The 26,447-nt window shown below is 68.6% G+C and carries 26 protein-coding genes; 20 read left to right on the top strand and 6 right to left on the bottom strand.

The genetic code is table 11. The features are described from left to right. Nucleotides 1–8 precede the first annotated feature (8 nt). Nucleotides 9–4,343: a BREX system serine/threonine kinase PglW gene (pglW, locus tag ML01_RS02775; protein WP_058553873.1), complete on the bottom strand. Its 4,335-nt coding sequence runs from the start codon at nucleotides 4,341–4,343 to the stop codon at nucleotides 9–11. A gap of 106 nt (nucleotides 4,344–4,449) precedes the next feature. On the opposite strand from pglW, the gene ML01_RS02770 reads away from it, so the two are divergent. The 6 genes from ML01_RS02770 to ML01_RS02750 all read left to right on the top strand — a co-directional run bounded on the left by ML01_RS02770 (nucleotide 4,450) and on the right by ML01_RS02750 (nucleotide 7,327). Further along, a complete protein-coding gene (locus ML01_RS02770; protein WP_058553872.1) occupies nucleotides 4,450–4,881 on the top strand; it encodes a PD-(D/E)XK nuclease domain-containing protein in 432 nt (143 codons plus the stop codon). 14 nt (nucleotides 4,882–4,895) lie between these two features. Further along, the gene (locus ML01_RS02765; protein ID WP_058553871.1) at nucleotides 4,896–5,096 is read left to right on the top strand and encodes a hypothetical protein; all 201 of its coding nucleotides are present in this window, start codon (nucleotides 4,896–4,898) and stop codon (nucleotides 5,094–5,096) included. A gap of 116 nt (nucleotides 5,097–5,212) precedes the next feature. Next, nucleotides 5,213–5,440: a hypothetical protein gene (locus ML01_RS02760; protein WP_156427523.1), complete on the top strand. Its 228-nt coding sequence runs from the start codon at nucleotides 5,213–5,215 to the stop codon at nucleotides 5,438–5,440. A gap of 51 nt (nucleotides 5,441–5,491) precedes the next feature. Continuing rightward, nucleotides 5,492–6,157 carry a hypothetical protein gene (locus ML01_RS02755; RefSeq protein ID WP_058553869.1) on the top strand — a complete coding sequence of 222 codons (666 nt, stop codon included), beginning with the start codon at nucleotides 5,492–5,494 and terminating at the stop codon, nucleotides 6,155–6,157. A gap of 406 nt (nucleotides 6,158–6,563) precedes the next feature. Beyond that, nucleotides 6,564–6,689 (top strand): hypothetical protein, encoded by a 126-nt coding sequence (locus ML01_RS30970; protein WP_256363610.1) that lies wholly within the window; start codon nucleotides 6,564–6,566, stop codon nucleotides 6,687–6,689. A gap of 29 nt (nucleotides 6,690–6,718) precedes the next feature. After that, nucleotides 6,719–7,327 carry a Uma2 family endonuclease gene (locus tag ML01_RS02750; RefSeq protein WP_254045117.1) on the top strand — a complete coding sequence of 203 codons (609 nt, stop codon included), beginning with the start codon at nucleotides 6,719–6,721 and terminating at the stop codon, nucleotides 7,325–7,327. A gap of 161 nt (nucleotides 7,328–7,488) precedes the next feature. Here the strand turns inward: ML01_RS02750 and ML01_RS02745 are convergent, their stop codons facing one another. Genes ML01_RS02745 through ML01_RS02735 form a run of 3 tightly spaced genes read right to left on the bottom strand, consistent with a single transcriptional unit; the run spans nucleotide 7,489 to nucleotide 10,059 of the window. After that, nucleotides 7,489–8,184: a response regulator transcription factor gene (locus tag ML01_RS02745; protein ID WP_162267950.1), complete on the bottom strand. Its 696-nt coding sequence runs from the start codon at nucleotides 8,182–8,184 to the stop codon at nucleotides 7,489–7,491. A gap of 4 nt (nucleotides 8,185–8,188) precedes the next feature. After that, nucleotides 8,189–9,601 (bottom strand): sensor histidine kinase, encoded by a 1,413-nt coding sequence (locus ML01_RS02740; protein WP_058553867.1) that lies wholly within the window; start codon nucleotides 9,599–9,601, stop codon nucleotides 8,189–8,191. After that, a complete protein-coding gene (locus tag ML01_RS02735) occupies nucleotides 9,598–10,059 on the bottom strand; it encodes a response regulator (RefSeq protein ID WP_058553866.1) in 462 nt (153 codons plus the stop codon). Before ML01_RS02735 ends, ML01_RS02740 begins: the two co-directional genes overlap by 4 nt. Nucleotides 10,060–10,368: 309 nt before the next feature. Between ML01_RS02735 and ML01_RS02730 the strand changes: the two genes are divergently transcribed. The 3 genes from ML01_RS02730 to ML01_RS26800 all read left to right on the top strand — a co-directional run bounded on the left by ML01_RS02730 (nucleotide 10,369) and on the right by ML01_RS26800 (nucleotide 14,453). Next, a complete protein-coding gene (locus ML01_RS02730; RefSeq protein ID WP_058553865.1) occupies nucleotides 10,369–12,132 on the top strand; it encodes a hypothetical protein in 1,764 nt (587 codons plus the stop codon). 117 nt (nucleotides 12,133–12,249) lie between these two features. Beyond that, entirely contained in the window at nucleotides 12,250–14,007 is a 1,758-nt protein-coding gene (locus ML01_RS02725; RefSeq protein ID WP_058553864.1) for a hypothetical protein, read from the top strand. Further along, on the top strand, nucleotides 13,971–14,453 hold the full coding sequence (locus tag ML01_RS26800) for a Uma2 family endonuclease (RefSeq protein ID WP_371258178.1): 483 nt from the start codon (nucleotides 13,971–13,973) through the stop codon (nucleotides 14,451–14,453). Before ML01_RS02725 ends, ML01_RS26800 begins: the two co-directional genes overlap by 37 nt. A gap of 274 nt (nucleotides 14,454–14,727) precedes the next feature. On the opposite strand, the gene ML01_RS02715 is transcribed toward ML01_RS26800, so the two are convergent. Both ML01_RS02715 and ML01_RS02710 read right to left on the bottom strand, forming a co-directional pair. Next, entirely contained in the window at nucleotides 14,728–15,060 is a 333-nt protein-coding gene (locus tag ML01_RS02715; RefSeq protein ID WP_058553862.1) for a DNA-binding protein, read from the bottom strand. Nucleotides 15,061–15,062: 2 nt separating this feature from the next. Beyond that, nucleotides 15,063–15,365 (bottom strand): type II toxin-antitoxin system RelE/ParE family toxin, encoded by a 303-nt coding sequence (locus ML01_RS02710; RefSeq protein WP_058553861.1) that lies wholly within the window; start codon nucleotides 15,363–15,365, stop codon nucleotides 15,063–15,065. Nucleotides 15,366–15,460: 95 nt separating this feature from the next. On the opposite strand from ML01_RS02710, the gene ML01_RS31240 reads away from it, so the two are divergent. From ML01_RS31240 to ML01_RS02660, 11 genes are all read left to right on the top strand, one after another. Next, nucleotides 15,461–15,670, top strand: coding sequence for a Uma2 family endonuclease (locus ML01_RS31240; protein ID WP_371258177.1), 210 nt, complete (start codon nucleotides 15,461–15,463; stop codon nucleotides 15,668–15,670). Next, a complete protein-coding gene (locus ML01_RS31235) occupies nucleotides 15,667–16,047 on the top strand; it encodes a Uma2 family endonuclease (RefSeq protein WP_371258176.1) in 381 nt (126 codons plus the stop codon). Before ML01_RS31240 ends, ML01_RS31235 begins: the two co-directional genes overlap by 4 nt. A 318-nt stretch (nucleotides 16,048–16,365) precedes the next feature. After that, the gene (locus ML01_RS02700; RefSeq protein ID WP_058553860.1) at nucleotides 16,366–16,665 is read left to right on the top strand and encodes a hypothetical protein; all 300 of its coding nucleotides are present in this window, start codon (nucleotides 16,366–16,368) and stop codon (nucleotides 16,663–16,665) included. Further along, on the top strand, nucleotides 16,658–17,089 hold the full coding sequence (locus ML01_RS02695) for a type II toxin-antitoxin system VapC family toxin (protein WP_058553859.1): 432 nt from the start codon (nucleotides 16,658–16,660) through the stop codon (nucleotides 17,087–17,089). The genes ML01_RS02700 and ML01_RS02695 overlap by 8 nt, the downstream gene beginning before the upstream one ends. Before the next feature lie 70 nt (nucleotides 17,090–17,159). Continuing rightward, on the top strand, nucleotides 17,160–21,944 hold the full coding sequence (locus tag ML01_RS02690; RefSeq protein ID WP_082673894.1) for a DEAD/DEAH box helicase: 4,785 nt from the start codon (nucleotides 17,160–17,162) through the stop codon (nucleotides 21,942–21,944). Nucleotides 21,945–21,952: 8 nt separating this feature from the next. After that, nucleotides 21,953–23,161 (top strand): type II secretion system F family protein, encoded by a 1,209-nt coding sequence (locus ML01_RS02685; protein WP_058553857.1) that lies wholly within the window; start codon nucleotides 21,953–21,955, stop codon nucleotides 23,159–23,161. A gap of 96 nt (nucleotides 23,162–23,257) precedes the next feature. Continuing rightward, nucleotides 23,258–23,686, top strand: a complete 429-nt coding sequence (gspG, locus tag ML01_RS02680; protein WP_254045116.1) for a type II secretion system major pseudopilin GspG — start codon at nucleotides 23,258–23,260, stop codon at nucleotides 23,684–23,686. 11 nt (nucleotides 23,687–23,697) lie between these two features. After that, a complete protein-coding gene (locus tag ML01_RS02675; RefSeq protein ID WP_058553969.1) occupies nucleotides 23,698–24,159 on the top strand; it encodes a GspH/FimT family pseudopilin in 462 nt (153 codons plus the stop codon). Next, on the top strand, nucleotides 24,156–24,626 hold the full coding sequence (locus tag ML01_RS02670; RefSeq protein ID WP_082673892.1) for a prepilin-type N-terminal cleavage/methylation domain-containing protein: 471 nt from the start codon (nucleotides 24,156–24,158) through the stop codon (nucleotides 24,624–24,626). The genes ML01_RS02675 and ML01_RS02670 overlap by 4 nt, the downstream gene beginning before the upstream one ends. A gap of 4 nt (nucleotides 24,627–24,630) precedes the next feature. Further along, nucleotides 24,631–25,461: a prepilin-type N-terminal cleavage/methylation domain-containing protein gene (locus tag ML01_RS02665; protein WP_082673891.1), complete on the top strand. Its 831-nt coding sequence runs from the start codon at nucleotides 24,631–24,633 to the stop codon at nucleotides 25,459–25,461. Then, on the top strand, nucleotides 25,451–26,425 hold the full coding sequence (locus tag ML01_RS02660; protein WP_058553855.1) for a general secretion pathway protein GspK: 975 nt from the start codon (nucleotides 25,451–25,453) through the stop codon (nucleotides 26,423–26,425). The genes ML01_RS02665 and ML01_RS02660 overlap by 11 nt, the downstream gene beginning before the upstream one ends. Nucleotides 26,426–26,447 lie beyond the last annotated feature (22 nt).

The raw sequence follows: 26,447 nt of genomic DNA, 5'->3' as shown, positions 1-26,447 counted from the left end.
GACACGCTCTACGCGGCAGCCGCCAGCCACAGGTCCGGCAGCCGCGCCCATTGCGCCGTGGTGAACACGGGTACGGGGCGGCCGTCCAGCATGGGTTTCGTGCTCTGCCCGTCGGTGGGGATGAGCACCCAGAGGCCGGGCGGGCCGCCGGGGCGACCGGTCTGCTCACAGAGCGCGCCGAGCAGCGCGAGCTGGTCATAGCGCGCGAGCAGGCCGGGATTGGTGAGCAGCACGTGCCGCGGGGCCGCCGCGAGCGCCGCGCTGACACCGGGCAGCGCGGCGCGCACCACGCGCTGGAGGTTGGCCCAGTCGCGGCTCTCCGCGCGCTCGGCGGCGGGCACGGCGTCGGCGGCGAGCACCATGCGCCAGTCCACCTGCTTGTCCGCGGCGAAGGCCTGCATGTGGCGGATCAGGAGGCGGTCCAGGCTCAGCACGTCCAGCGCAAAGCGCGCGGCGAGGGTGCGCTCCGCCGCCAGGCAGCGCGCCGGCGAGACCGTGAGCGCGAGGAACTGGCCGTGCTCGATGCTGTGGCGCAGGCGCCGGTCCAACTGGTCCAGCGTGACCTGGTCCGCCGGCACGGCGTCGAAGTGGCGGGCAACGGCGGTGGGGCTGGTGAACCGCGTCGACGACAGCACCGTGGTGAAGTCCCGCAGCGGCGCGACGTAGACGCCGGCTTCCGGCGCGGCGGCGGCGGGCGCGGCTTGGTGCCCGGCGGCGGCGGGCGGTGCCGGCTGCCAGCGCAGCTCGCTGCCGGCGGCGCGCAACAGCTCATCGAGCGCGGGCCGCGGCGGCAGCGGCTCGGCCTCCGGATAGCGCGCGGCGATGCGCTCGCGCACTTGCGCGGGGGTGAGCTGGCGCACGCCGGACAAGGCCCGCAGCGCGAGCTTGAGCGCGCGCGGCGCGGGCATGCCGCGGGGATAGAGCTCCAGGCGCGTGGACACGGCGGCGGTGCGCGAGGCGCCGGCGGCGAGCTGCAGCAGCCGGCTTGCCGGCAACGGCGCGACACCGGGGACGGGCACGACGGCTTGCAGGGCCTCCAGGGCGCGGCCGGGCGGGCGCAGCGGATCTTCCGCGGCGAGCGCGTCGGCACGCCGGCCCAGGGCCTCGGCGTAGTCGGCGAGGCGCTCGCCGTCGATGGCGCCGCCGGCGTCGTCGGCAGGGGCGTCGCGCGCCAGCAGCAGGCCTGTGGGCTGATCCGCGCGGCGCAGAATCCAACGCGGGCCGGCGCGGTCGCGCTCGGTTTCCACGGCCGCACGCAGCACGGCGCGCGCCTGGCGGCTGCGCAGGGGCTCGGCCTGCTCGGAGCCGCGGCTCGCGAGGAGCGCCTCGCAGAGCTCGGCGGCGGTCATGACGCCGCCCCGGGCGTCCAGCAGGGCGACGATCTCATCGCGCAGGCCGGTGATGGCGCCGGTCTTGAGCCAGCGCCGCCGCGCGCCGGCCAGCGCATTGCTCACCGTGGCGGGATTCACCGCCAGCTCGCGGGCGACGGTGCTTTGGCTCGGCCAGGCGTCGGCGGCGGCGGCCGCCAGGCGCAGCAGGTGGGCGACGGCGCGGGCGTTCTGCTCGGCGTCGGTGCCGCGGCCGGCGGGCACCAGCAGCGCCGCGAGGGCGTCGATGCGGGGCGTCTCGTCCGGCTGGGCGGGCGCCTCGGCCTCGTCCGGGGGTACTTGCTTGGGCTCCGCCGCGGCCTCCGGAAAGCGCTCGGCCAGCGCCTCCATGCACTCGGCGAGCTCGCGCCGCGTCTTGGTGCCGACACCGCGCAGGCGGCGGATGCGCGCCATGGGGTAGTGCAGCAGGTCGCGCACGCTGTGCAGCCCGGCGCGCTCGAGCGCGTTCAGCGCCCGGGGCGTCAGGCCGAGCTCGGTCAGCAGGGTGTCGAGCGTGGCCCGCTCGAGCGGCGTGACCGGCGCGGTACCCTCGCCATGCTCCGTGGCCACCTCGGCACGCTCGGCACCGCTGAAGACGGCACGCCAGGCGGCGAGCATGTCCGGCGCGTTGTCGAAGCGCGCGGCGTAGTCGCGCCGCAGGGCCTTGCGGAAAAAGGCCGCCATGGGCTCGCGCAGCGCGGCGTCGAAGGCGTCGGCGTCGAGCGTCGCTTCCGCATCCAGCACGGCGGGGTCGCTCTGACCATCGCCCCAGATGGGCTCGCTGCCCGTCGCCATCTGGTAGAGCGTGACGCTGGCGGCGAAGCGCTCCGCGTGGAAGTCCCAGCGCGGCGGCCGCCGCAGCGCCAGAAACGGGTCCAGGTAGGGCACGGTGCCGGCACGGATGTTCTCTGCCGGCGTCTCGGCGAGGGAGAAGTCGAACAGCACGAGGTGTAGCTGCTCGGTCTTGCCCATCAGCGCGACGCCCAGATTCGCGGGCTTGATGTCGCGGTGCGGGATGCCTTCCTGCTCCAGCCAGTCGACGATCTGCAGCAGGTCCTCGCCGAGGCGTTGCAGGAGCTCCAGTTGCAGCGGGCCGTCTTGGGCGAGGCGCTGCTGCAGGGTGCGGTCGCCGGCCTTCTCCATGAGCAGGCCGCTGCGGCCCTGGTAGTCGCGCTGCTCGTGGAGCTGCACGATGAACGGGTGCCGGCGCAATTGGCTCAGCGCCCGCGCCTCCGCCGCGAGGCGGGCGTTGTCGTCGGGCTCCAGCGCGACCTTCAGGACCTGCTCCTTGCCGCCGTTGTCCACCAGCAGCGCGACGGATGAGGCGCCCTTGCCAAGGCGGCGCTTGACCACGAGCCCGTCGCTCAGGATGTCTTTGGGTTTGGCCTGGCTGGGGTCGTGGACGCGGCCTTCCTTCGGATCGGGCGTGGTGATCTCGTCCTCGAAGCGGGTGAGCTCGTCCAGAAAATCCGCGACGGTATCGAGCCGCCCGGTGACCTCGGGATAGGTGCTGAACTGGATCAGGCTGTCGAGGCGCTCGGACGCGCCATCGAGCGCGGCGGCGATGCGCAGGCCTTTGCCCTCGCGCAGCTTTTCGCAGAGCTCGTAGAAGCTCGTCGCCGGCGGCACACCGGCGAACAGGTGATAGGCGATGGCGCCCAGCGAAAAGACATCGGCCTGCTCGCCGGCCTCGCCACGCTCGGCCAGCGCCTCCGGTGCCATGTAGACGGCACTCTCCTCGGCAACGAAGTTGGCGATGTGGCTGGTGGCCGAGATGCCGAAGCCGGTGCCCCGGGTTGCCGCGGGCTCGCGCGCCGCGGTCTGCCAGTTCAGCAGTTGCACGCGCGGCGCGGGCGAGTCGGCATCGAGCACCAGGATGTTCTGCGGGCTCAGGGCGCGATGATAGAGACGCTTGCCGTGGGCGTAGCGCACCGCCTCGGCGATCTCGCGCAAGAGCTCGATGCGCTGCCCGACGCTGAGGCGCTCGCCATGCTCGGCGAGGTAGTGATCGAGGCGCCGCGCGTTCTCGACATACTCGTAGATCAGCGCCGGTCCGCGCTCGTGCTCGGTGTAGGCCCGGGCACGGAGGATGCCGGGGTGCGCAATGCCGTGCAGGATCGCGTACTCGCGCTTGGCGGCGCGGACGATGGAGGCGCGCGCCTCGGCGCTGGCGCCCGGCTCCACGACGTAGATGCGCACCCGGGCCTTGTCCTTGTCCAGGGCGACGTGCGTTGCGCACCAATCCTGATACGCCGGCCCCTCGAACAGCAGCCGCTCCAGGCGATAGTCCCCGACTTGGCGCGCACGCTGCGACGGGCGCACGCCCACCTCCTCCATGGCGCGGGTCAAGGCGTTGGCGATACGGCGGTCGACGCGCCGGCGCGGCGGTTGGTCGTCCGGCCAGCGCGTCAGCGCATCGACGATGCCGCGGCCGCTGTTGCGCTCGCCGGCGCCGGCGCGATCCCGCGTGTGCACCAGGCGGGCCACATGCTCCGGCAGTCGCACGCGGTTGTCGTCCGCGGACAGGAACACGCGCGCCTCCAGGAACGGCGCAGGCTGCTGCTTGAGCGCGCGGGTGCCGCGCAGCAGGTCGGCGAGCTTCTTCGCCTTGCGGTTGGCGAGCAGGAGCGGGTTGTCGTCGGTGAAGCGGCGCCCGTCGGCGCTCCAGGTCCAGGTGCTGGCATCGCCGTTGACGTGGCCGGGGCGGCTCTTGATCTCAATCAGGAAGAAGCCCTTGGGGGTCAGGATGAGCGCGTCCACCTCGTTGATGGACCCGTCCCCGGCGATGAACTCGAAGTTGGTCCAGGCGCGATAGGGCTCCTGGTCAGGCAGGCGTTCACGCAGGAAGGCCAGCGCTTCGCGCTCCCACGGATGCTCGGAGGGGGTGATCTCGATCCAGCGGCCTTGGCTCACGATGCTGTCCTGCTGCTCGGTGTCCCGATGGCCCGAATGATAAACCCGACGAGTGCTTACCATGAAAGTCGCGCGCAGCGCGCGCCTTAAGCGATTGCCGGAAAAAACGTACCGCATGGCGCGGTACTAGCGTGAGCCCGCTCCCCGGGGCCAGCGGGCGCCGGCGGGGATGCAGGGGTTAGACTCGCTGCTGCTCGCGAACGACTTCGCCGGCCTGGAGCGCTTCTTCACCGCGCTCTACGACGGCATGCCGCCGGATTGGTACCGCAACAACAAGATCAGCCGCTACGAGGGCCACTCAGCCGGCGTCTTCTACGCCGTATTCGCGGCGCTGGGCCTGGATGTGACCCCGGAGGAAGCGAGCAACGCGGGCAGGCTGGACCTGGCGCTGCGCTTCAACGGCCAGGTGTCTCTATTCGAATTCAAGGTGGTGGAGCTGACCCCCGACGGGCGCGCGCTGCAACAACTCAAGGACAAGGACTATGCCGCGCGCTACCGCGGCGAGGACCGGCCGATCCACCTGATCGGCGTCGAATTCAGCCGCGAGCGGCGCACGGTGGTGGGGTTTGAGGTGGAGCAGGTCCCAGCACCGGGTCGCTGACGAGGTGCCGGACCTTGACCCGCTCGAAGCTGGCACCATCAGCGACGCCGAGATCCGCGGCGGCGACCATCGCGCTGCCGCAGGCGCCGGCCGGCACGCTGTTGTTCGACGACCTGATCGGGGCCTTCAGCGCGCCCGCGGATGCCGCGGATTATTCCGAGCCCTGGCTGGTGGACCCCGCCCTCACGCCAGTTGGCGGCAGCATCGCCTGGTAACATCCCCACGCCCGTTACCGGGCGGCGGCCCCGAGCCCTTGCCGCCCTGGCCTCCGCCTGCGCGCGGAACGATAGACATTTTTGCCCCCGAGCTGCCGCCACAGAGGTGACGCACCATGCCTGTTCCAGAGCCAATGCCGCGCGCGGATCGAGCGCGCTGTAATCTTGCCGCCCCGCTGTGGCCCGGCCTCGCCGCCGCGCTGCTGCTGCCCGGGGCCGTGTCCGCGGCCTTCGTCGGCGATACCGACAGCTTCGCCGTCAATGTCCAGAGCAACGGGACCTTTGGCCAGATCTACCTCGCCGGCCAGATCTTTTCGGGCGATCCAGACGAAAACAACTACTAAGGCGCCTAGTACCAAACCATCAACGGCAAGGAGCTCGAATATGGCGGCACCGTGACCGGGGATGATCCGACAAGCTCGGTCTCCTATACGGCCGAGATCCTGAACGACGCCGGGGACGCGCCGGACTTCACCGTCGCCGTGCTCACCTACATCCTCGGCCCGCTGCGCGACGCCAACGGCGGCTTTGGGACGCAAAGCATGTTTCGCCAGGAGTTTACGATCACCAACGTCTCCGGTACCGCGCAGACCCTGGAGAGCGTCTCCTATCTCTTGCCCGACTTCTACGAAACCGACCCCGGCAATGCCTACGACGAGACCGCCACGGCGGACGCCGCCACCGGGGTCGCCTACGCCACCGACGGCAATACGACACGATTCCTGGCCATGGCCGCCAACCAAGACGGCTACGACATGGCGTGGGACGTTGGGTTGTTGGGCGACCTGCCCGATCCGACCATCTTCGCCGCCTTAAACAACGCCACAGGCCCCGTCGTCGACGGCGTCGAGATGGCCACGGGGCTGAGGGTGCCCTGGACGCTGGGCCCGGCTGCGAGCGTGACGCTGCGCTTCTCCTACTTCGTGTCCATGAATCAGCGGGTGCCGCCGACGAGCTTTCCGGCCGGCGTGCCCGCGCCCGCAACCGCGGCGCTGCTGCTGCCGGGGCTCGCGCTGGTGGGCGCGCTGCGGCGTCGCGGCGGGCGGGCGGCGGGGAGATAAGATCCGGCACGGCCCCTGGCGGGGCCGGGGCAGGTCCGCCGATGCGCTTACTGCTGGGGCTGAGGCGGCGCGGCCTGGATGGGCTGGGGTCCGAAGCCCTGCTGCGGCGCGCCATAGGGTATGCCGCCGTAGGGTGCGCCGTAACTGTCGTCGCAATCCACTTGGCGGGGAGCACCGCGGCTTGGCCGCGGATACCGTCGTCAGGGGTCTTCCGCAGGACGCTTGGAGATGCCGAATGCACGGCCTTGCCGACGCGAGCCTGAGACAAATTGACCGACCGGCCGCCGCAGCAGGCGCTGCCGCGCTTGGGCGTGGGCGTGGGCGTGGGCGAGGCGGTCGACGGCGCGCAAGTCCTCGGTGCTTTGATGTCGAGATAGCCCGGGATCTGCCGCATGGCGTCGAGCACGTGCTCGTCGTCTTGCTGTCCGCGCTGGTGGGGGTCGGCTGCTGGCAGCTCCTCGGTCACTGGCCCGAAGTCGCGCATCTGCTCGCCCCCGCGCTCGCGGTGGCGAGCGCCATCGCGCTGACCTAAGCCGGCACGGCTATAACCGACCCAACACCATGCGCCACAAGCATCCGCTGGAGGCAATCGTGGCCGTTGCACCTAAACCGCGCCTCTCGTTCGAAGACTGGCTCGCCGTTGAGCGCACAGCGTTGGAGCACCGCAGCGAGTACGTCGCCGGCGAGGTCTTTGCCATGGCCAGCGGGACCGAGGAGCACAACCTGATCGTCGCCAACGTCGTCGGGGAGCTTCGCAGCCAACTGCAAGGCAAAGACTGCAGGGTCTACCCGAGCGGCATGAGAGTCCGCATCGCCGCAGAGGATGTCGGCGCCTACCCGGATGCGATGGTGATCTGCGGCGAGCGCCAGTTCTACGACGACCGGCGCGACGTCGTCGGCAACCCGATCCTGATCGTCGAGGTGCTGTCCGACTCCACCGAGGCCTACGACCGCGGCGACAAGTTCCTGCACTACCGCAGCCTGCCGAGCCTGCAAGCCTATCTGCTGTTCTCGCAATCCCGTATGCAGGCGGAGCTGTTCGTGCGCCAGCAGGACGGCACCTGGAGCCTGAGCAACTACCAGGCCCCATCGCAATCTATCCCGCTGCGCGTCATCGACGCCGAGTTGTCCCTCGCCGAGGTCTACGACAAGCTGGAGCTGTCGCGGTAGACGTGGCTGATGGCGTCGGGGCTGCGGGTGATTGTTTCGTGGTGCGTCCCCTATTTCCCCGCGTCCCCTATTTCCCCGCGCCTATTTCCCCGCGTCCCCTATTTCCCCGTCTGCGGGGCTGCGTCGCCGGGGCGCCGCGCCCGGCAGCTCGCGCCAATGATCTAAAGGGTCTGCGTCCCTGGTCCCTGCGCCGCGTCGAGCAAGTGAACCAGGTCCACCAGCGTTGCGGCCCCGAGCTTGTGCATCGCCTGCTGGCGGTGGCGCTTGACGGTGCGAAGCGCAATGCCGAGGGCCGCTGCGATGTCCTGGTTGCGCTCGCCGCGGGCGACGCGGCGGGCGACCTCCCGCTCGCGCTCGGTGAGCGTCGCGAGCCGGGCGGCAAGGTCGCGGCGCCGGGCCTGCTCGCGCTGCCGTGCGGCGCTCGCGGCAAGCGCTCTCCCGACCGCCGCAAACAGCGTCTCGTCATCGAGCGGCTTGATCAAAAAATCCAGCGCGCCGGCGCGAAAGGCGCTGACCGCCTCCGGCGCGCCGCTTGCGCCGCTCATCAGCAGCACCGGCGTGTCGTCCAGCGTGGCCAGCCGGCGCTGCAGCTCCAGGCCGTCGAGCTCCGGCAGCTTCACGTCGCAGAGCAGGCAGCGCGGCCCCGGGAAGCGGCCGCGGCCGTCCTGCAGCGCACGCAGATAGGCCAGTGCGGAGGCGTAGGTCTCGCAGGCGTAGCCTTCCAGCTCGATCAGGGCATGCAGCGCGGCGAGGATCTCGGCGTCGTCGTCGATGACGATGACGAGGCCGCGGGCGCAGCGCTCCGCCCGGCGCTGCTCGTCCGCGGTGATGGGCCGCCGCAGGGCGGGCGCGACCATGGCGTCAGCCCGCCGCCGCCGGCGGCTCGGCGCAGCTCGGCAGTTCGAGCTCGGCGCGGGCACCGCCCGCCGGGGCATTCGCGAGCCGGAGCGTGCCGCCGTGCTGCTCGGCAATGGCGCGCGAGATCGACAGGCCGAGTCCCAAGCCTCCGGCTTTGGTCGTGAAGAACGGCTGCCCGGCCTTCTGCAAGGCCGCGGGCGTGAGCCCCGGCCCGCCGTCCTCGACCGTGAGCAGCGCGCGCCCGTCGCCCTGCACCGCGCGCACGCTGACGAAGGCCGCGTGCCCGGCCGCCGCCTCGATGGCGTTGCGCAGCAGGTTGAGCACGACCTGCGAGAGCTGCAGCGCATCGCCGCGCACGGTAACCGGGTCCGCCGGCAGCTCCAGGCTCAGGCGCACGCCGTGGGCTCGCGCCTCGGCCGCCACCAGCTCGGATACCTCGCGCACGACCTGCCCGAGGTCGACGCGGCCGACCGCGGCGCTGCCGGGGCGCAAGTAGCCGCGAATCTGCTCGACGATGCCGCTGGCGCGCCGGGTGTTGTCGATGATCCGATCCACGAAGCCGAGCAGTTGGTCCGGTGTCAGGCGTGCGCCGGCGAGCCCGCGCCGCACCAGTTGCGCGTTGGTCAGCACCGCCGTGAGGGGTTGTTTCAGCTCGTGCCCCAGCGAGGCGGACAAAAGCCCCAGGCTGCGCTGACGCTCGAGATGGGCGATGCGCTCACCGAGCACCCGGGTTTCCTCACTGCGTGCCTGCGCCGCCGCCGCCGCGATCTGCGCCTGCACCAGGCGCTCCAGCGCGAGGCCGAGCCAGGCCATGTTCGCCATGATGACGGCGATCAGCAGGATCATGGCGAACATCAGCGCATCGTAGCCTTGGCTCATCAGCTCCGGCGGAAACCGGCCAAGGGCGACGTTGCCGGCGCGAATGGCCTGCACCAGTACCATCGCGCCATGCGCCACCGCGATCCAATAGGCGCTACGGCAGCCCGGCCTGCGTCCGAGTCGCCACGCCGACCAGGCGATGCGGGCACCGAGCAGCATGACCACCAGCATCATCACGAAGAAGCGCAGCCGCTCGTCGGCATCGACCCGCAGCCACTCGTAGAGCAGCAGGAAGGCGAGCACCAAGGCTATGCTCCGCGCCACCGGCTCCGGCTCGCCGAGCTCCAGGCGAATGGCGTGCAGCTTCAGCAGCGCCGCGACGATGACGAGCAGCGTCGCGAGCGTATAGCCGAGCACCGCGGGCAGCAACGGGCGCAGCGACAACAGCAGCAACGCGACGGCGAACACCGCACCGCCCCCGCACCAGAGGTCGAGCGCCAGCGTGCGGCGGCGCGCCAGCACCGCCCACAGGGCAACGGCAATGAGGAGATGCAGCGCGCTGACGAACAGAAAGCCGGTGCGCGCATCGAAGATCATGCCGCGGGTCCGCCCGCTGCCGCTGGGAACAGCCCCGCGCCGAGTGCCGCTTCCAGCGCCTCCAGCTCGAACGGCTTGCGCAGGCAAGGCACACCGGCGGGCGGGCACCCGAAGCGCCGCAGCTCCTCCGCCGACAGCGCGGTGATGAGCGCGAGCGGCAGCTCGGGCGCGAGCCGGCGCAGCGTCCGCGCGAGAGCGACGCCGGAGACGCCGGGCAGACTTACGTCGAGCACCGCGCCGAGGAGCCGGCCGGGGTCGCCCGCGCGGCCGTCGTCGCCGAGCCGGAGCTTGCCGCCGTCGGCATCCAGCGCCGCGAGCAGGCTCTCCGCCGACGCATGCCCGCTGCCCTCGAAGCCGGCGAGCGCGAGCCAGTCGCCGAGCGCGCGGCGAATCTCCGGGTCATCGTCCACCACCGCGACGACGCCACGGGGCTCGGAGCAGGCGATTGCAGCGGACATCGCACCCCATCCTGCGCGGCGCAGCGCCGCCCTGTGGCCAATCTCAGGCAAAGGCTAGCGCGCGCTGCCCGGAATGCAATCGCCTCCGGCATAATCTGTCCCCTTTGTTGGCCCTTTGGTGCAATAGACGGGCGGGTTTCGTCGTCTAGTATCCGCAGCAGTTAAGCCCGGTGGGGGCAAACGCCGCGCGGCAACCGGCGCCGCGCCCGTACCGCCGGGCGTCCTGCCAGCCGACCCGCGAGAGGCGACCCCATGGCCGATTCCGACGCTCGAGCCCCGACCAACCAAACGGGTGCCGATCCGAACGCAATGCCCGATGTGACTGCGGCGGATGCGCCTGCCGGGCTCACGCGCCGCGACGCCCTCAAGCTCTCCGGGCTCACGCTGGGCGGGCTGGCCGTCAGCGGCGCCGTCGGCGGCCTCGCCCCCGTCTTGGCGCAGGCCGACGACACCTGCGAGTCCTGCTGCAGCGACGCCCCGCAATGCGACGAGGAATGCTGCGACGAGTCGGAGCCGCCGCCGTGCTCCTGGACCAGCACCGCCAAGGCGAGCCGCTATTCGTACTTCAACCGGCTCGCGAAGTTCCAGCCCTTCGCCAAGACCCCGTCCACGGTGCAGCCGCTCGGTGCGAGCGAGATGCGCATCACGCTGATGGGCACGGCGGTGCCGCCGCGCGGCTTGGCCCAGCGCATGGTCAGCATCTTCGTGGAGGTGGGCTGGCAGGAGTTTGTGGACGACTATGGCAATGCGATGGGGCTGCCGCGCGATCAATTCGTCTTCGACTGCGGGACCGGCAGCACCGGCTCGTACTCCTCCATGAATGTCGGTTACGGCAGGATGAACAAGATCTTCCTGACCCATCTGCATGCCGACCACACCGGCGACCTCGCGCACATCTATTGCTTCGGGCCGTCCGCGGATCGCAAGTCGCCGTTGTGGGTGTGGGGCGGCGGTGCCTCGGGGGTGCGCAATCCGAACTACGTGGACGGCGGCAGCGCGCCCGAATACTACGACGACGGCACGGCCGCGTTCTGCACGCATCTGCGCGATTCGCAGCGCTGGCATTCCGAATCCTTCAGCTTCCAATACACGGCATACGCCGGTTATCCGGATAATGCGCCAGACTGCGACAAGCCGAGCAACTTCATTCCGAGCGACACGAGCCGGCTCAACTGGCCCACGACACCGGCCGGCCAATACGCCGACGACCCCCTGAATGATGCCTACGCCATCATGCCGGTGGAGATCCTGTTCGACTGGAGCGCGGATTGGTCAACCGAATCGCCCGAGGAGATCCTCGTCTACGACAACCGGGCGACCGGGGCCAAGATTTACGCCTTCCCGGTGATTCATACCCGCAAGGGCGCCGTCGGCTACCGGCTCGAATGGACAGCCCCCAACGGTGAGACGCTCGGCATGATCTTCACCGGCGACACCAAGCCGGAACGCCTGACCCTGGAGCAGGCGCACAACAGCGGCGCGGGCGTCGATGTGCTGATCCACGAGATGGGCGTCCCGCCCGAGGTCTGGGCCATGAAGAGTGGCGGCTACCAGAGCCTGGACGATGTGCCGACGCTGGGCGTTTGCCTCGCAAAACGCATCCAAAACAGCTCGCATACGCCGCAGGGGGCCTTCGGCTATTTGCTGAGCCAAATGTCTCCGTACCCCGGCCTCACCGTTGCGACCCACTTCCCGACCGCCGACGACACCGTGCAATGCGCCATGAACAGCCTCAAGGCGCACCTGCCGAGGGTCTATCAGGGCGAGCGGCCGAATCCGCCGAGCGATGCCCCGCGCGTGACCTTTGCAATGGACCTGATGGTGATCACGGTCTCCTTCGACGGCAACGGCAAGCGCCGCATCCGCGAGCAGCGCGGCGACATCAATCCGTTCGGCTATCAAGCGACGCCGCAGCGGCTGGTGCGCGTCGAGAACCAACTGGCGCCGAAGTATCGCTGCCAAGACCAGAGCGAGGCCAACGTCGGCGATCCGCTGGCGCAGATCAATTCCTCCACCACCATCTGGCCCTGCGACGAATCCGGCGCGTGCAACTATCGTGATGATGGATATTGACCGATGGCGCCGACGGCCGAGAGCCGAGGGCCGCGCGCATGCTGGCAATTCCGCGTCTGCCGGATCGCCGGCAGACGCATCGCATCCAACCGTGACGACAGGATCGGAGCCCGATTCATGCTTGCATCAGACTACGGCGGGCCGCAGCGCGCCATCACCGTTGCCGCTGTCCTCGCGCAACCTCGCGGCGCCTGTTTGGCGTTGGCCCTGCTAGCCGGGCTGCCGAATGCGGTCGGGGCCGGCGCCATCGAGGTCATCGGCGTGACCTCCGGCCCGTTGAGCAACACCGGCACGCTCGATTACATCTTGCTCGACACGGATGGAACGGCAACCGCGACGGTAACCGGCGATGTGGTCAACGAAGCCACGGGCACGATTGCCGGAACGGACGTCAATGCCGGCGTCGGCGTCTACAACGGCAGCACGGTCGAGGGTGCGTTGCGCAACCGCGGTCGCATCGGCGCCGACACGCTCGGCAATTACGCCATCGAGATCCAGGACTCCAGCATCGGCAGCGGTGTCCACAACGAGGTCGGCGCCGAGCTGGCGAGCGCCGACACGGCCATGCGCATCGACCTGTGGTCGGGCAGCTTCAGCGGCGGCATCGGCAATGCCGGCAACATCCTCGCCGGGAGCGAGGGCATCTATTTCTCTGGCGAGTCCTTCGCCGGCGGCATCGGCAACAGCGGCAGTATCGCGAGCGGCTTGACCGGCATCTATGCCTACATCAGCGCGGGCGCCGTTGGCGACGGCAGCCTCGGCGGCGGCATCGTCAATTCCGGGTCCATCACCTCGGCCGACAACGCGGCCATTCGCGTCTATGCGGATGCGCTGACCGGTGGCGTGAGCAATACCGGCGCCATCAGCGCGGCGAATGACGCCGGCATCGACTTGCAGATCGGCACCATTGCCGATGGGCTGAGCAACGCCGGCACCATCGCGAGCGGCGGGGACGGGTTTACCGTGCAGGCCGACGCCGTCACTGGCGGGTTCGCGAATACCGCGGCTGGCAGTATCGCGAGCAGCGAGGCAGATGCCGTGCGGCTGTCCGTCAGCGCCTTCGCCGGCGGCATCTACAACGCGGGATCATTGGCCGCTGCGGCCGGCAATGCACTGAGCGTCAACGACGGCAGCTACGACGGCGGCATCACCAACGCGGGCGCGGTCCAGGCCGAGGCCAGCGGCATCGCCATCGGCAGCGACGTCACCGTCGCCGGCGAGATCCGCAACGAGACGGGCGCGAGCATCATCGCCGGCGTCGGCATCGATCTCGCCGGGGGCAGCAGCGCGGATGCGATCACCAACGCCGGCGACATCGACGCCGAGGTGGCCATCGCCGTGGCCACGGACGCCGTCGGCGGCGACATCACGAACACCGGCGGCTTGCGCGGAGATCTGTGGGTCGCGGGCAGCAACGCAGCCGGCGACGGCATCGGCCTCACCAACCGCGGCAGCATCGACCTCGGCGTGCCGGCAGTGTACTCGTCGCTCATCAGCGGCGACTTCACGCAGACCGCCGCGGGCTCGCTCGCGATGACCATCCTGAGCTTCGGCGACTACGCCGGGCTGCCGCCGCTGACCATCCTCGGCAGCGTCGACATCGCCGGCGACCTGCTGCTCGACTTCGATCCGAGCTTCAGCTTCGCGCCATCCGAGCGGCTCAGGCTCATCGCGGTGGGCGGCACCCGCAGCGGGCTGTTCGGCAATTACGCCGACGGTGCGCTCATCCAGAGCTTCGGCGGCGGACAAGGGGTGTACATCCACTACGCGGAGGACGGCATCGAGCTCTACACCACGCCGCTGCCGCCGCCTTGGCTCCTGATCGGCCTCGGGCTGTTGTGGTGGCAGGCACGCGGCAGGCCGCGCGCCGGCTGAGCTTGCGACGCGCATCGTCGTCGGCGCCGGCGATCTGGTGCGCGGCTACTGCTGGGCGCTGCTCGTGCTCGTCGCCGTGTTCGCGTGGTGCTGGAGCGCTGGTCGGCACCGACCCGGACGCGATATTGATCTGCGGCGAGCGCCAGTTCTACGACGACCGGCGCGACATCGTCAGCAACCCGATCCTGATCGTCGAGGTGCTGTCCGACTCCACCGAGGCCTACGACCGCGGCGACAAGTTTCCTGCACTACCGCAGCCTGCCGAGCCTGCAAGCCTATCTGCTGTTTTCGCAATACCGTATGCAGGCGGAACTCTTCGTCCGCCAGCAGGACGGCACCTGGAGCCTGAGCAACTACCAAGCCCATCGCAAGCCATCCCGCTGCGCGTCATCGACGCGGAGTTGTCCCTCCCCGAGGTCTACGACAAGCTGGAACTGTCGCGGTAGACGTGGCTGATGGCGTCGGGGCTGCGGGCGATTGTTTCGTGGTACGTCCCTTGTATCCCGTTGTATCCCTCGCGTCCCCTATTTCCCCCGTTAACGGCACTGACAATGGCCGGGCATCGAGCGCCTCCCGCAGGGCAAGCGCCGGCGGCGCCTGCTCGACTTCTGGAACGCGACGCGAAACCGCTGCGCCGGCCGCATCTTCGCGTTCGACGTGGCGGCTGCCGAGCGCTACGGCGTGGTTGTGGCGGACGGGTCGCCGTTCCCGGGTCGGCGATCAGGGGCGCGGCAGGGCCGAGTCCCGCACTGGTTGCGCGACCAACCGCAGCCCAACGGCCTTGCATGCTTTGGACACGGCCTCGAAAGGCGGCCCGGCGCCGCAGTCCGTTGCTGCGAAGGGCGGGTCGGACGCGCGACTCCCGGCCCCTGGGTTGGCGCCGCCGGCGAGTCGCGCGCGGGCGCGGGCGATGTCGCCAAGGGCCGCAGCCAACAGGGCCGGGTCGTCTTCGGCCAGCACCAGCGTCAGGTAGTCCGCGATGGCGTCATCGTGGTCGAGCCAGGCGGCGGCGTCGAGCTCGGGCAATGCGCTGATCGGCATCTTCTCGGTCAAGGTCAGTCCTCCGGGTCCAGGGTTGCGGCGCGGCGTTTGGCTTCGGCGATGTCGGCGGCCTGCCTGGCCTTGTCGCCACCGCCCAGCATGATGATCAACTCCGCGCCCCGCTGCACATAATAGAGACGCCAGCCGGGGCCGAAATGCTCCCGCATCTCGAAGACCCCGTCACCGACCGGGCGCACGTCCCCGAGATTGCCGAGCTGGGCCTTACGCAGCCGCAGCACCAGGCGACGCCGGGTCTGGCCATCGCGTAGGCCGGCGAGCCAGGCGTCGAACGCGGGCGGCGCGGCAGGCGGGTGCATCGCCGGGAGCGATGGGTCAACGGTGCCGGCACCTAAGCCGGCACGGCTATAATCGACCCAACACCATCCGCCACAAGCATCCGCTGGAGGCAATCGTGGCCGTTGCACCACAACCGCGCCTCTCGTTCGAAGACTGGCTCGCCGTTGAGCGCACAGCGTTGGAGCACCGCAGCGAGTACATCGCCGGCGAGGTCTTCGCCATGGTCGGCGGGACCGAGGAGCACAACCTCATCGTCGCCAACGTCGTCGGGGAGCTCCGCAGCCAACTGAAAGGCAAAGACTGCAGGGTCTACCCGAGCGAATGAGAGTCCACATCGCCGCAGCGGATGTCGGCATCTACCCGGACGCGATGGTAATCTGCGGCGAGCGCCAGTTCTACGACGACCGGCGCGACATCGCCAGCAACCCGATCCTGATCGTCGAGGTGCTGTCCGACGCCACCGAGGCCTACGACTGCGGCGACAAGTTCCTGCACTACCGCAGCCTGCCGAGCCTGCCGAGCCTGCAAGCCTATCTGCTGTTCTCGCAATACCGTATGCAGGCGGAACTGTTCGTCCGCCAGCAGGACGGCACCTGGAGCCTGAGCAACTACCAAGCCCCATCGCAAGCCATCCCGCTGCGCGTCATCGACGCGGAGTTGTCCCTCGCCGAGGTCTACGACAAGCTGGAGCTGTCGCGGTAGACGTGGCTGATGGCGTCGGGGCTGCGGGTGATTGTTTCGTGGTGCGTCCCCTATTTCCCCCCGATGTATCAGGATGGGCTCCGCAAGGCTGCCTCCGGGCGCACGACCGTGGAGGAGGTGCTGTGGGTGGCGGCGGTGAGCGAAGATTAGCGTGTCGCGGCGGACATCTCGTATCCTGTCGTTGTCGTTGTCGTTGTCGTTGTCGTTGTCGTTGTCGTTGTCGTTGTCGACCGTCCGCCTATTCGGTTATGACGACGATGACGACAACGCCAATAAAGGAATCCGGCCCAGGGATCGGCGAACCAACAGGAGCATCGCATGGAAACCCTGACCTTCGAGTGTGATGTAACCGATGAGCGCAGCGTTGTCCTGCGCCTGCCGCCGAGCGTCCGCCCCGGCCGCCATCGCATCGCCGTCATCATCAACCCGGCGAAGGAGGACGCCGTTGCTTCACCCCCCCGTCCGGTCCCGGAGGACGCCGAGCCGCGGACGGCACTGTGGCAGCGCCTCTCGGCGCTGCGCCGGCAGGCGGAACAGAATGGCGAGCTGCCCGAGCCGATGAGCTGGGACGAAGTTCTGGCGGAAACGCATCGCCGCCGCGGCGACGCCGATGAGTGAGCGGCGCACCTACCTGGACGCCAACGTCCTAATTGCCGCGTGGAATGGTGACGCCGACGCCCGAGCATGGGCCGGCGCTGTGCTCAACGATCCCTCCCGTAAACTCGTTGTCAGCGACTACGTGCGTTTGGAGGTCATCCCGAAGCCCCGCTTTCGACGCGGCGAAGCCGAGGTCCTGTTCATGGAGGCCATCCTAGACTCCGCGGAGCCTGTCCAGGTCGGCCCGGCAACGGTCAGGCGTGCGCTTGCGCTCGCTGGGCGGCACGATCTGCAGCCAATGGACGCCCTTCATCTCGCCGCCGCCGACCAAGCCGGTGTTGACGAAATGGTCACGATGGAGCGCCCGGAAAAACCCCTCTGCCGCCAGACCGAAGTGCCCGTCGTCTCCTTGCGAGCGGTGCGTGATCGGCGCCCGGCTGGCTAGTGCGAGCTTTCGCCGGATCTGGGGGCCGAACTGATGCCGGTGTACGAAGCTTCCCGTGAGGGCTAATGCGATGGGTGAACACTTCGATGCTCAGGAATTCATCGAGAATTGGCGCCGCAAACGACTGGAAAACTATCGGAACTTGCCGCGAGACGTCCAGGCAGATAGCGATAGCGAAAGGAAGGTACTGAACGACGGTTATGATCATCGTCAAGTCCTCGAGTTGGTCCAAAATGGCGCGGATGCTGTGCTTGAAGAGGTTGAGTCCGCCGGCTCCGCTTCCTCCGCCAAGATTCAGGTGCTGTTCGACGGCGCCCGCCTCTATGTCGCCAACACCGGGGCGCCCCTGAGCAAGGACGGAATCGAAGCGCTATTGTCGTTTTACTCGTCGCCGAAGCGCGGCAACCAAATCGGCCGATTCGGCATCGGCTTCAAGTCTCTTCTGCGTCTCGGTGGGGTCGTCGAGATATTCAGCCGCGGCGCATCCATGCAGTTCGACCCTGCGCGTTGTCAGCGCGAAGTGCGTGAGCTATGCAATCTACCGGCAACTGCGGCTGCACCATCGTTCCGGCTTGCCTGGCCAATCGATCGCGACGCGGCGGCTGTCGAAGACCCACAGCTCGCAGCCTTGGACTGGGCAACGACCGTGGTTCGGGCCGAAGTCCGCAACCCGGTGATGATCGAGCGGATCGCGGAGCAGATACGCACCTTTCCTGCGCGCTTTGTACTATTCATTTCCAGCGCGGTCGAACTTTCGCTCGAAGGACCGGATGCTCCAGCCCGTCAAATACGCCGTTCGCCCGCAGACCGCGTGGTTATTCTCCATGACGGAGGGGAGTCTACTCGTTGGCGGTTGACCGAACGCTTGGTGCCAATCACGAATTCCGCTGCACGCGAGGACGCGGGAGACATCCATGGTCGGGATAAAGTCCCTCTTTACTGGGCGATCCCCCTCGACCCGGCACGCGCCGAGGTCGGGCGATTCTGGGCTTTCTTCCCAACCAACACGCCCACTCATGTGCCAGGCATCCTGAATGCCCCTTGGAAGCTTACCAGCGGGCGTGAGTCTATTACCGACGGAAGCTGGAACCGGATGTTGATGCGCGAGGCCGCCGCGATGATCGTCGGGGTGCTGCCGACCTTGGCCGATTCGGAGGATCCGGCTCGAGCGCTGGATTATCTGCCCCGGCAACATGAGCGCGACGAGCTAGCGGGGACGCTCACTGAAGCATGTTGGGCAGATGCAACCGTCAGTGCGATCGTGCCGAACGCAAACGGCACCCTACGGCTCGCTTCGGACTTGCACCGCCATGCGAGCGACGACAAGGCCTTGGTGGAGCGCTGGTGCGCATTAGCAGACGAGGGACGGCGAGACGAGTGGGTGCATCCGGAATGTCTGGGTGGCGACCGGTCGGCGCGGTTGCGGGAACTTGCGAAGCGGTTGGCAGATTCGCATGTCGCTGGTAGGCCAAGCCTTGTGCAAGCCAAGCCGGCAGACTGGTTTGCGCAGATCGCGAGTGCCGACGCGGATCAGGCGATGGCAGTCATTCGGCTCGCCGCGGACTATGCGGATAGCCTCAAGAAGAACGAATGGACCACCGACCGGAGCTCGTATCCCTATGGTCGAGATGACATCCGCCCGACGCTAAAAATCATTCCTGATCGTGATGGTCAACTTCGCTGCCCCGATGACATATGGCTGGCTCGCCCCGATCAGTCCCTACCGGGCCGGCACGTCGTCGCTGACGATCTGGCGAACGATGCAGAGATTCGGCGAATTCTGTTAACGACCTTTGAAGTTCGGAGTCTGCTGGACGACAACTGGCTGCCAATGCTCAAACAGATCGTCGGAGACCTCATCAAGGACGACCGTCGAGTTCGGCTTACGAAAAGAGACTGGAGTGCACTCTGGCAAAGCTTGCGCAGTGCCCGGCCGGAGGATCGGAGAGTTTTTGCGGAAGAGTACAAGGGCCGGGTGCGTGTTCTTCGTCAGGATGGCAGTTGGCAGTATCCCTATTCGGTCTTGCTCCCCGGTGAGATCATATCGGCGACGGACCCTGATGAACAAAATCGACGGATGCTCGTTGCAGCGGACTTTCATCGCAACGACGATGAGCTGCTGCGACTGCTAGGCGCGGTAGCAGTACCGGAGGGGAACTACTTGATCGTTCGAGAGGCAAGCGAGCGCGCGCCGCAGCATTCCCCTATTGAGGAAGACTTTCGCGAGTGGAAGAAGACCGCAGCCTCACTGGTTAAGCGTCTCAACTCGCGACTCCAGACGGACAGCTACATACCTGACAGCATGGGGTTGCCATATTGCTGTAGTCTTCTTCGCCACATCTCCGGGATATCAAATGCTCGCTTAACTCGAGCTCTAGTTTCCGCCGCCGAGCGCATCGAGCCAACCCTTGTCCTCAAACATCGCAGGGATCGGGATGCATACCCTCCCGTTGAAGTTGAGCACCCGTTGCGCTGGCTGCTTACTCGGTTTGGCGTACTCGCCATCGGCGACGCGACAGTTTCGCTGTCCACCATCATGGCCCGCTGCGACGTGCCTTCTCTGGAACGGCTGCCTGCTTTGGTGTCGCTGTTGCCGACCATCCGGTCGCTCGCCGGCTCGCCCCGTCCGCAGCCAGCGAACCCCGAGGCACTCGACGCCTTCTGGCAAGCCCTGACCGATCATCTGGCCACCCCCGAGGCCATCGCCGGAAACGCTCTTGCCGACCTTTGGCGTGGTGCCGCAGCCGACCAATGGGTGCCTGAGCACCTGCCCGGCGTGTCTGGCAAAGTCGCGCTCGACGATGTATACGTCACCGGCTCTGCGGACCTAGCCCGGCGCGCTCGCGCGCGCGGCTGGGCTGTCGTGGTGCTGGATGAGGATATGCGCGCACTGTGGCAGGAACGCGGCGCACTGGATCTTGATGGGCGCTTTACCCGCGGTTGGGAAATGGAGGTCGCCGGCTTCAACAGCCTGTCGGACGCATTGCCCGAATTGAAAGCCGTGCTATCCGATGAGGCCAAGAACGAGAGCCCTACCCAGATGGTGCGCGGACTGCACCTGAGTATCGACGCGGTCCGCGAGCCGGTATCCTGCCTGCACTGGGAAGGCGTCTTGTATTTGGATCGGGTCGCGCTTGAAGACCTGCCGCAGCGGGAGCGGCTGAGGCTGATCCTGACCGAGGCGGCCGCGGCGAGTTGGCTGACTCGTAGTCCGTCGGATGCTCTGGGTAGAATCGCCGATGCCACCTTGGACGAGCGACGCCGCGCTGTGGCGCAAGGTGCGGACCTACCGGACCGGCTCTTTTTGGCCGTGGCTGGTGATGTGGACACGCTGCGGTCCGCGCTTGGTGACGGCGCCTGTCGCGCGCTGCCCGATGACGCCGTGCCGAGAGACGTAGCGGCACTCGCGCTGGACCTACTGGGTCCGGCGGTGTTGCAGGACGCCAGTATTCAGGCTGCCATGCAGGCGGCCGATCTTCGACCGCCGCGAACCTGGGGCACGGACGATGCCCGCGCATTCGTTCTTGCGCTCGGATTCCCAGAGTCCTTCGCGCAGTCTCGCTCAGGCCGGCTGGATGCCGAACTGCTGGTGTCTGGGCCGCTGACGTTGCGTGGCTTGCATCCATACCAAACGGATGTTTTTCGTTCGCTGAAGGGTATGCTCGAGAGCGGCGACGGGCGTCGGCGCGCGGTCGTCAGCTTGCCGACGGGCGGCGGCAAGACCCGGGTGGCGGTCCAGGCGGCGGTGGAGTTGATTCTGAAGCCAGCCGGCGCGCGACGTGTCGTCCTCTGGATTGCGCAGACCAAGGAACTTTGCGAGCAGGCAGTCCAATCATTTCGGCAAGTGTGGCAGAACCTAGGTGCCGAAGGGCAGAGCTTGCGAGTAATCCGTTTCTGGGACGGGCACCGCAACCCATCGGCAGCGACGGATGATGAACCGACGGTGGTGGTGGCCTCAATCCAAACCCTGAATAGTCGTTTCGATGCTAGCCCGCTCGCGTGGCTTGCGAAACCAGGTCTGGTGGTGGTCGACGAATGCCATCACGCAATCACTACAAGTTACACATCGCTGCTGCGTTGGCTCGATGCCGAGGCGCCGCGCCCCGGTGCGAAGCCGAAGGAGGAGCCGCCGCTGATTGGTCTCAGCGCGACGCCATTCCGGATGGACGACGATGAGAGCCGGCGTCTCGCCAAGCGTTTCGATCAGCGCCAGTATCCCGAGGATCAAGAGGGGCTGACGGAGCGTCTGTTGGCAGGCGGCTATTTGGCCCACGCCGACTATCGCCCCTTGGAGACCAACGCAACGGTCTCCACGGAACTGATCGATGAGCTAGACCGCCTATGGGGCAGCCAGGACGAGCAGCGCTTCAAAGGGGTACTGGAGCGGGTCAATAAGGAACTCGCCGGCAACGACTCCCGCAACGCACGGCTCATCGAAACGCTGCAAGCGAGCGAAGCCGAGCAGATTCTGTTCTTCACCAATTCCGTGCAGCATGCGGGGCAGATGGCTGCGCGACTTTGCCGACTGGACATTCCCGCTGCCGCAGTCAGCAGCAAGACCCCGGCCATCGCCCGGAGGTGGTTCCTGGATCGCTTCAAGGCCGGTCAACTTCGGGTGCTCTGCAACTACAACGTACTTGCCACCGGCTTCGATGCGCCACGGACCGACCTAGTGCTGATCGCTCGCCAGGTGAAGAGCCCGGTCAGCTACATGCAGATGGTTGGGCGCGGGCTGAGGGGGCCGGAGAACGGCGGCACGGAGACCTGCACGATCCTGACGGTGCTGGACAACCTGGGGCGGTTTCGGGAGCGGCATCCGTTCCACTATTGCAGAGACTTGTATCGGCAACGCTAGCAGCGACCATGCCCCGCTACTTCTACAAAGCAGTCAAGCTCGACGGCGAGGAGGTCGAGGGCGAGCAAGAGGCGCCGGATGAGGCGGCGCTGGTGCGCCGGCTCCAGGCCGATGGGCTGATCCCGCTCAAGACGCGCTCGGCGGGCGGGCTCACGGCGACGCTGGCGCGGCGGCGGCGGCGGAGCCTGACGGCCAAGGACGTGGAGATGGTCACGCGCCAGCTCGCGACGCTGTTGCAGGCGGGGCTGCCGCTGGACCGCTCGCTGACGGTGCTGTCCGGGCTCAGCACCGACGAGCACGTGGTGCGCGTGCTCGCGGACCTGCAAGACCGCGTGCGCGGCGGCGCCACGCTGTCCGCGGCGCTGGAGGCGCAAGACGGCCAGTTCTCGAAGCTCTACGTCAACATGGTGCGCGCCGGCGAGGCGAGCGGCGCGCTGGATGAGGTGCTCGCGCGCCTCGCGGACTATCTGGAGCGTAGCGCGGAGCTGCGCGGCACCGTGACCTCGGCGCTGGTGTATCCGAGCATCCTGCTGGTCGTCGCCGGGCTGTCGGTGATCATGCTGTTGGTGTTCGTCGTGCCGCAGTTCACGGTGCTGTTCGACGACATGGGCGCGGCGCTGCCGTTGCCGACCCGCATCGTCGTCGGCGCCGGCGACCTGGTGCGGGGTTACTGGTGGGCGCTGCTGGTGCTCGTCGCCGTGTTTGCCGTGGTGCTGGAGCGCTGGCTCATGGACCCGGACAACCGCCGGCGCTTCGACTACGGCGTCATGGCGCTGCCGCTGTTTGGCGATCTGATCTGGAAGATGGAGACCGCCCGCTTCTGCCACACCCTTTCCACGCTGCTGAAGAATGGCCTGCCGCTGCTGACCGGCCTGAATCTCGCCAAGGAGGTCGTCGGCAACCGCAAGGTCGGCGAGGGGCTGAACGAGGTCGCCGATGGCTTGAAGCACGGCCGCGGCCTCGCCGAGCCGCTGACCACCCGCGCGGTGCTGCCGGAGCTGGCGCTGCAGATGATCCGCGTCGGCGAGGAGTCCGGCACGCTGGACGCGATGCTGGCCAAGGTGGCGGACATCTTCGACCGCGAGACCCGCGCGAGCGTGCAGCGGCTGCTGACGCTGTTGGAACCGGTGCTGATCATTGGTCTGGGCATCGTCATCGCCGGCATCATCGTGTCCATCCTGATGGCCATCCTCGGCGCCAACGAGCTGGTGTTCTGAGCCGATCCCCGGCCGGTTGCCCGGGAACCCGGGTGTATCATGGCGGGTCCACTGCGCACGCTTTCGCCTCATCGAATCTCTAAGGAGAACCCTGTGTTGACCCGCCAAACCCCGCGCCGGCGCAGCCGCGGCTTCACGCTGGTGGAGCTGCTGGTTGTGCTCGCGATCCTGGGCCTGCTGGCCGGCCTCGTCGGCCCGCAGGTGATGAAGTTCTTGGGCAGCTCCAAGACCAAGACCGCGGCGCTGCAGATCGAAGACCTCGCCGCGACGCTGGACCTGTATCGGCTCGAGATCGGCAACTATCCCGAGAACCTGGAGGCGCTGGTGTCCGACCCCGGCAACGCGCCCAACTGGAATGGCCCTTACCTGCGCAAGGGCCAGGTGCCGAAGGACCCCTGGGGCAACGACTACCAGTACCGCGCGCCGGGCCAGCACGGCCCCTTCGACATCTGGTCCCTCGGCGCCGACGGCCAGGAGGGCGGCGACGGCGAGGACGGCGACGTGACCAGTTGGGGCAAGGCCTGACGCCGGCGCCGATGGCGCGGCGGGCCCACGGCGCCGGCTTCACGCTGGTGGAGCTGCTGGTGGTGCTCGCCATCGGCGGCCTCCTGCTCGCCGTGACGCCGCCGCTGATCAACGCCGCGATGCCCGGCGTCGAGCTCAAGGCTGCGGCGCGCCGCACCGCCGGCAGCCTGCGCCTCGCCCGCGAGATCGCCGTTGCCGAGGGGCGCGACGCCGCCTGGGTGCTTGACGTGGAACAGCATCGCTACGGCATCGAGGGCGACCACCGCTCGGGCAGCCTGCCGGCGGGGCTCGACATTGAGCTTGTCGCGGCAGAAGAAGAGATGCAGTCCGAGGCCGTCGGCGCCATCCGCTTCTACCCGGACGGCAGCTCGTCGGGCGGGCGGGTGATCCTCAAGCTCGGCGACGGCGGCCTGCAGGTGGGCGTGAACTGGCTCACCGGCCGCATCCTCATCGCCGACTGGGCGCGCGAATGACGATCGGCGAATGTAACGCAACCGGTGCCAGGCGGCGGCGCCGTCCGCACTGGGCACAGCGCAGTGCGCACTCGAAAGGTTTCTCGCTGCTGGAGGTGCTGGTCGCCTTCGCGATTCTCGCCATCAGCCTCGGCGTGCTGCTCCAGATCTTCCAGCGCGCGCTCACCACCACCGCCATCAGCGGCGATTACAGCCGCATCGTCGCGCTGGCGGAGGCCAAGCTCGCGTCCGTCGGCGCGGACATCCCGCTGGAGGAAGGCGTGCACTCAGGCGAGCCGGAGGACGGCATGGACTGGATCATTAGCATCGAGGCCTATGTCCCCGAGGGCTGGCTCGGCGAGGACCCGGCGCAGCGTTTGCCGCCATACCTCGTCACCGCCGTGGCCTCGCTGCCGACCCACGCCGGCGCGCGGCAGGTGACGCTGCGCTCGCTGCGGCTCGGCGAGCCCTTCGTCCCCGGGCTCTGAGGCGATGGCCGGGCGCCGGGATTCGCGGCCGGTCGCCGGCTTCACGCTGGTGGAGCTGCTGATCGCGCTCGTGCTCATCGCCGTCATCACGCTGCTCATGTTCTCCGGGCTCAGGCTCGGCTCGCGCGCCTGGGAGAGCGTCGAGACCGTCTCCGACCGCGTCAACGATCTGCGCGTCACGCGCAACTTCCTGGAGCGCACGCTGCGCCAGGCGCGGCCCGTCAGCATCGTCTTCGACGGCCAGCCGTGGCCGGTGTTCGCCGGCGACGCGGAGCGGCTGGAATTCGTCGCGCCGCTGTCCGAGCACGTCGGCATACCGGGCCTGTACGTGCTGCGCCTGGTGCTGGAGCCCGCCGGCGACGGGCAGCGGCTGGTGCTGGTGCGCTGGCTGCTGCACCCGGAGGTGCTGGCCGGCGGCGACGAGTATCCGGAGTGGGAGCCGCTGCTGGAGGCATCCGGCATCGGCGCCGACACCGGCCCGCTCGACCGCGACCTCGCCGCCGGCGCCTATGGCCGCACCGTGCTGCTGCCGGACGTCGCCGAGTTTGCGCTCGCCTACTTCGGCGTCGGCGAAGGGGAGACCGAGCCCGCGTGGTTCGAGGAGTGGGCCGACGACCCGCGCCTGCCGCTGCGGATCCGGCTCGCCGTCAGCACCCCGCACCGGTCCTGGCCCGCCGCCGTCATCGAGCTCGCCGGCGGCGAGCCGACCGATATCGCCGTGTTCAGCGACTTGCCGGCCGACGCCGCCATGCCCGACCCCGGCACCGCCCCGCGCGGCCGCCTGCCGTCCGCCGCGCCGCCGCAGATGCGGCCGGAGCAGCAGGATGCGCGCTGAGCGGTGGCGGTGGCGGTGGCGGCGACGCGCGCGGCAGCGCGGCATCGTGCTGGTGCTGGTGCTCTGGGTCATCGCGCTGCTGACGGTCATGGCGCTGGGCCTGACAACCACGCAGCGCACCGAGAGCGCGCTGACGCGCAACCAGATCGACGCCGCCCGCTTTCGCGCGCACGCGGATGCCGCGCTGGTGCTGGTCGCGCTGAACCTGATGACGACGCCGCTCGAAACCGTTCTACCTGACGAGGTCTGGAGTCCGAACGGCATGCCACGCACGCTGGTCTTCGACGGCACCGAGCTCACCGTGACGCTCACCAACGAGGCCTCGCGCATCGATCTCAACCTGGCGACCCGGGACCAGCTCGCCACGCTCATCGAGCTGGCGCAGGGCGAAGACGGCTTCGACGAGGCCGAGCGCGATGCTTTGGCCGATGCCATCCTGGACTGGCGCGATGAGGACGATTTGACCCAGCTCAACGGCGCCGAGGACGGCGACTACGCGGACGCCGGCCTGCCCTACGGCGCCGCCGACGGCCCCTTCCACAGCGTCGAGGAGCTGCGGCAGGTGCTCGGCATGACCCGCGCGCTGTATCGGCGCCTCGCGCCCGATCTCACCGTGCACAACGAGACCGGCCGCGTGGAGCAGCGCTTCGCGTCCGCGCCCGTGCTTGCCGCGCTGCAAGGGCTGCCGCTCGAAGACGCCGAGCAGCTCGTCGCCGAGCGCGATCAACCCGTGCTGCCGGACGGGCGGCCCGCCTTCATCGGCAACCGCGGCGGGCCGCTGTACCGGGTGCGGGTGACGCAGGCGGACTCCGGCGGCGGCGGCGCGCGCCACATGGAGGCCCTCGTGCTGCTGGAGCCCGGCAGCGCGATGCCCGTCGAGGTGCTCTGGCGGCGTTACGGGCTGCTGGACGCAGACGCGGGGCCAACACCGGCGACGGCGCTGGACGCGGCGGACGCCGGGTGAGCCGTCGCGCTATCCTTGCGGC

The sequence above is a fragment of the Thiohalocapsa sp. ML1 genome, from assembly GCF_001469165.1.
Classification (GTDB): domain Bacteria; phylum Pseudomonadota; class Gammaproteobacteria; order Chromatiales; family Chromatiaceae; genus Thiohalocapsa.
The sequence above is the reverse complement of the archived record's forward strand: the minus strand, read 5'-3'. Positions and strand labels throughout refer to the sequence as shown.

Coding starts and splice junctions, on each gene's coding strand:
- ML01_RS02735 (WP_058553866.1), bottom strand. CDS start 10,059: ATGTCCGCTGCAATCGCCTGCTCCGAGCCCCGTGGCGTCGTCGCGGTG.
- ML01_RS02710 (WP_058553861.1), bottom strand. CDS start 15,365: ATGCACCCGCCTGCCGCGCCGCCCGCGTTCGACGCCTGGCTCGCCGGC.
- ML01_RS02760 (WP_156427523.1), top strand. CDS start 5,213: ATGCCTGTTCCAGAGCCAATGCCGCGCGCGGATCGAGCGCGCTGTAAT.
- ML01_RS02725 (WP_058553864.1), top strand. CDS start 12,250: ATGCTTGCATCAGACTACGGCGGGCCGCAGCGCGCCATCACCGTTGCC.
- ML01_RS02685 (WP_058553857.1), top strand. CDS start 21,953: ATGCCCCGCTACTTCTACAAAGCAGTCAAGCTCGACGGCGAGGAGGTC.
- ML01_RS02770 (WP_058553872.1), top strand. CDS start 4,450: ATGCAGGGGTTAGACTCGCTGCTGCTCGCGAACGACTTCGCCGGCCTG.
- ML01_RS02700 (WP_058553860.1), top strand. CDS start 16,366: ATGGAAACCCTGACCTTCGAGTGTGATGTAACCGATGAGCGCAGCGTT.
- pglW (WP_058553873.1), bottom strand. CDS start 4,343: ATGGTAAGCACTCGTCGGGTTTATCATTCGGGCCATCGGGACACCGAG.
- ML01_RS02740 (WP_058553867.1), bottom strand. CDS start 9,601: ATGATCTTCGATGCGCGCACCGGCTTTCTGTTCGTCAGCGCGCTGCAT.
- ML01_RS02670 (WP_082673892.1), top strand. CDS start 24,156: ATGACGATCGGCGAATGTAACGCAACCGGTGCCAGGCGGCGGCGCCGT.
- ML01_RS31235 (WP_371258176.1), top strand. CDS start 15,667: ATGAGAGTCCACATCGCCGCAGCGGATGTCGGCATCTACCCGGACGCG.
- ML01_RS02675 (WP_058553969.1), top strand. CDS start 23,698: ATGGCGCGGCGGGCCCACGGCGCCGGCTTCACGCTGGTGGAGCTGCTG.
- ML01_RS02690 (WP_082673894.1), top strand. CDS start 17,160: ATGGGTGAACACTTCGATGCTCAGGAATTCATCGAGAATTGGCGCCGC.
- ML01_RS02695 (WP_058553859.1), top strand. CDS start 16,658: ATGAGTGAGCGGCGCACCTACCTGGACGCCAACGTCCTAATTGCCGCG.
- ML01_RS02660 (WP_058553855.1), top strand. CDS start 25,451: ATGCGCGCTGAGCGGTGGCGGTGGCGGTGGCGGCGACGCGCGCGGCAG.
- ML01_RS02750 (WP_254045117.1), top strand. CDS start 6,719: ATGCGCCACAAGCATCCGCTGGAGGCAATCGTGGCCGTTGCACCTAAA.
- ML01_RS02730 (WP_058553865.1), top strand. CDS start 10,369: ATGCCCGATGTGACTGCGGCGGATGCGCCTGCCGGGCTCACGCGCCGC.
- ML01_RS02665 (WP_082673891.1), top strand. CDS start 24,631: ATGGCCGGGCGCCGGGATTCGCGGCCGGTCGCCGGCTTCACGCTGGTG.
- ML01_RS02745 (WP_162267950.1), bottom strand. CDS start 8,184: ATGGTCGCGCCCGCCCTGCGGCGGCCCATCACCGCGGACGAGCAGCGC.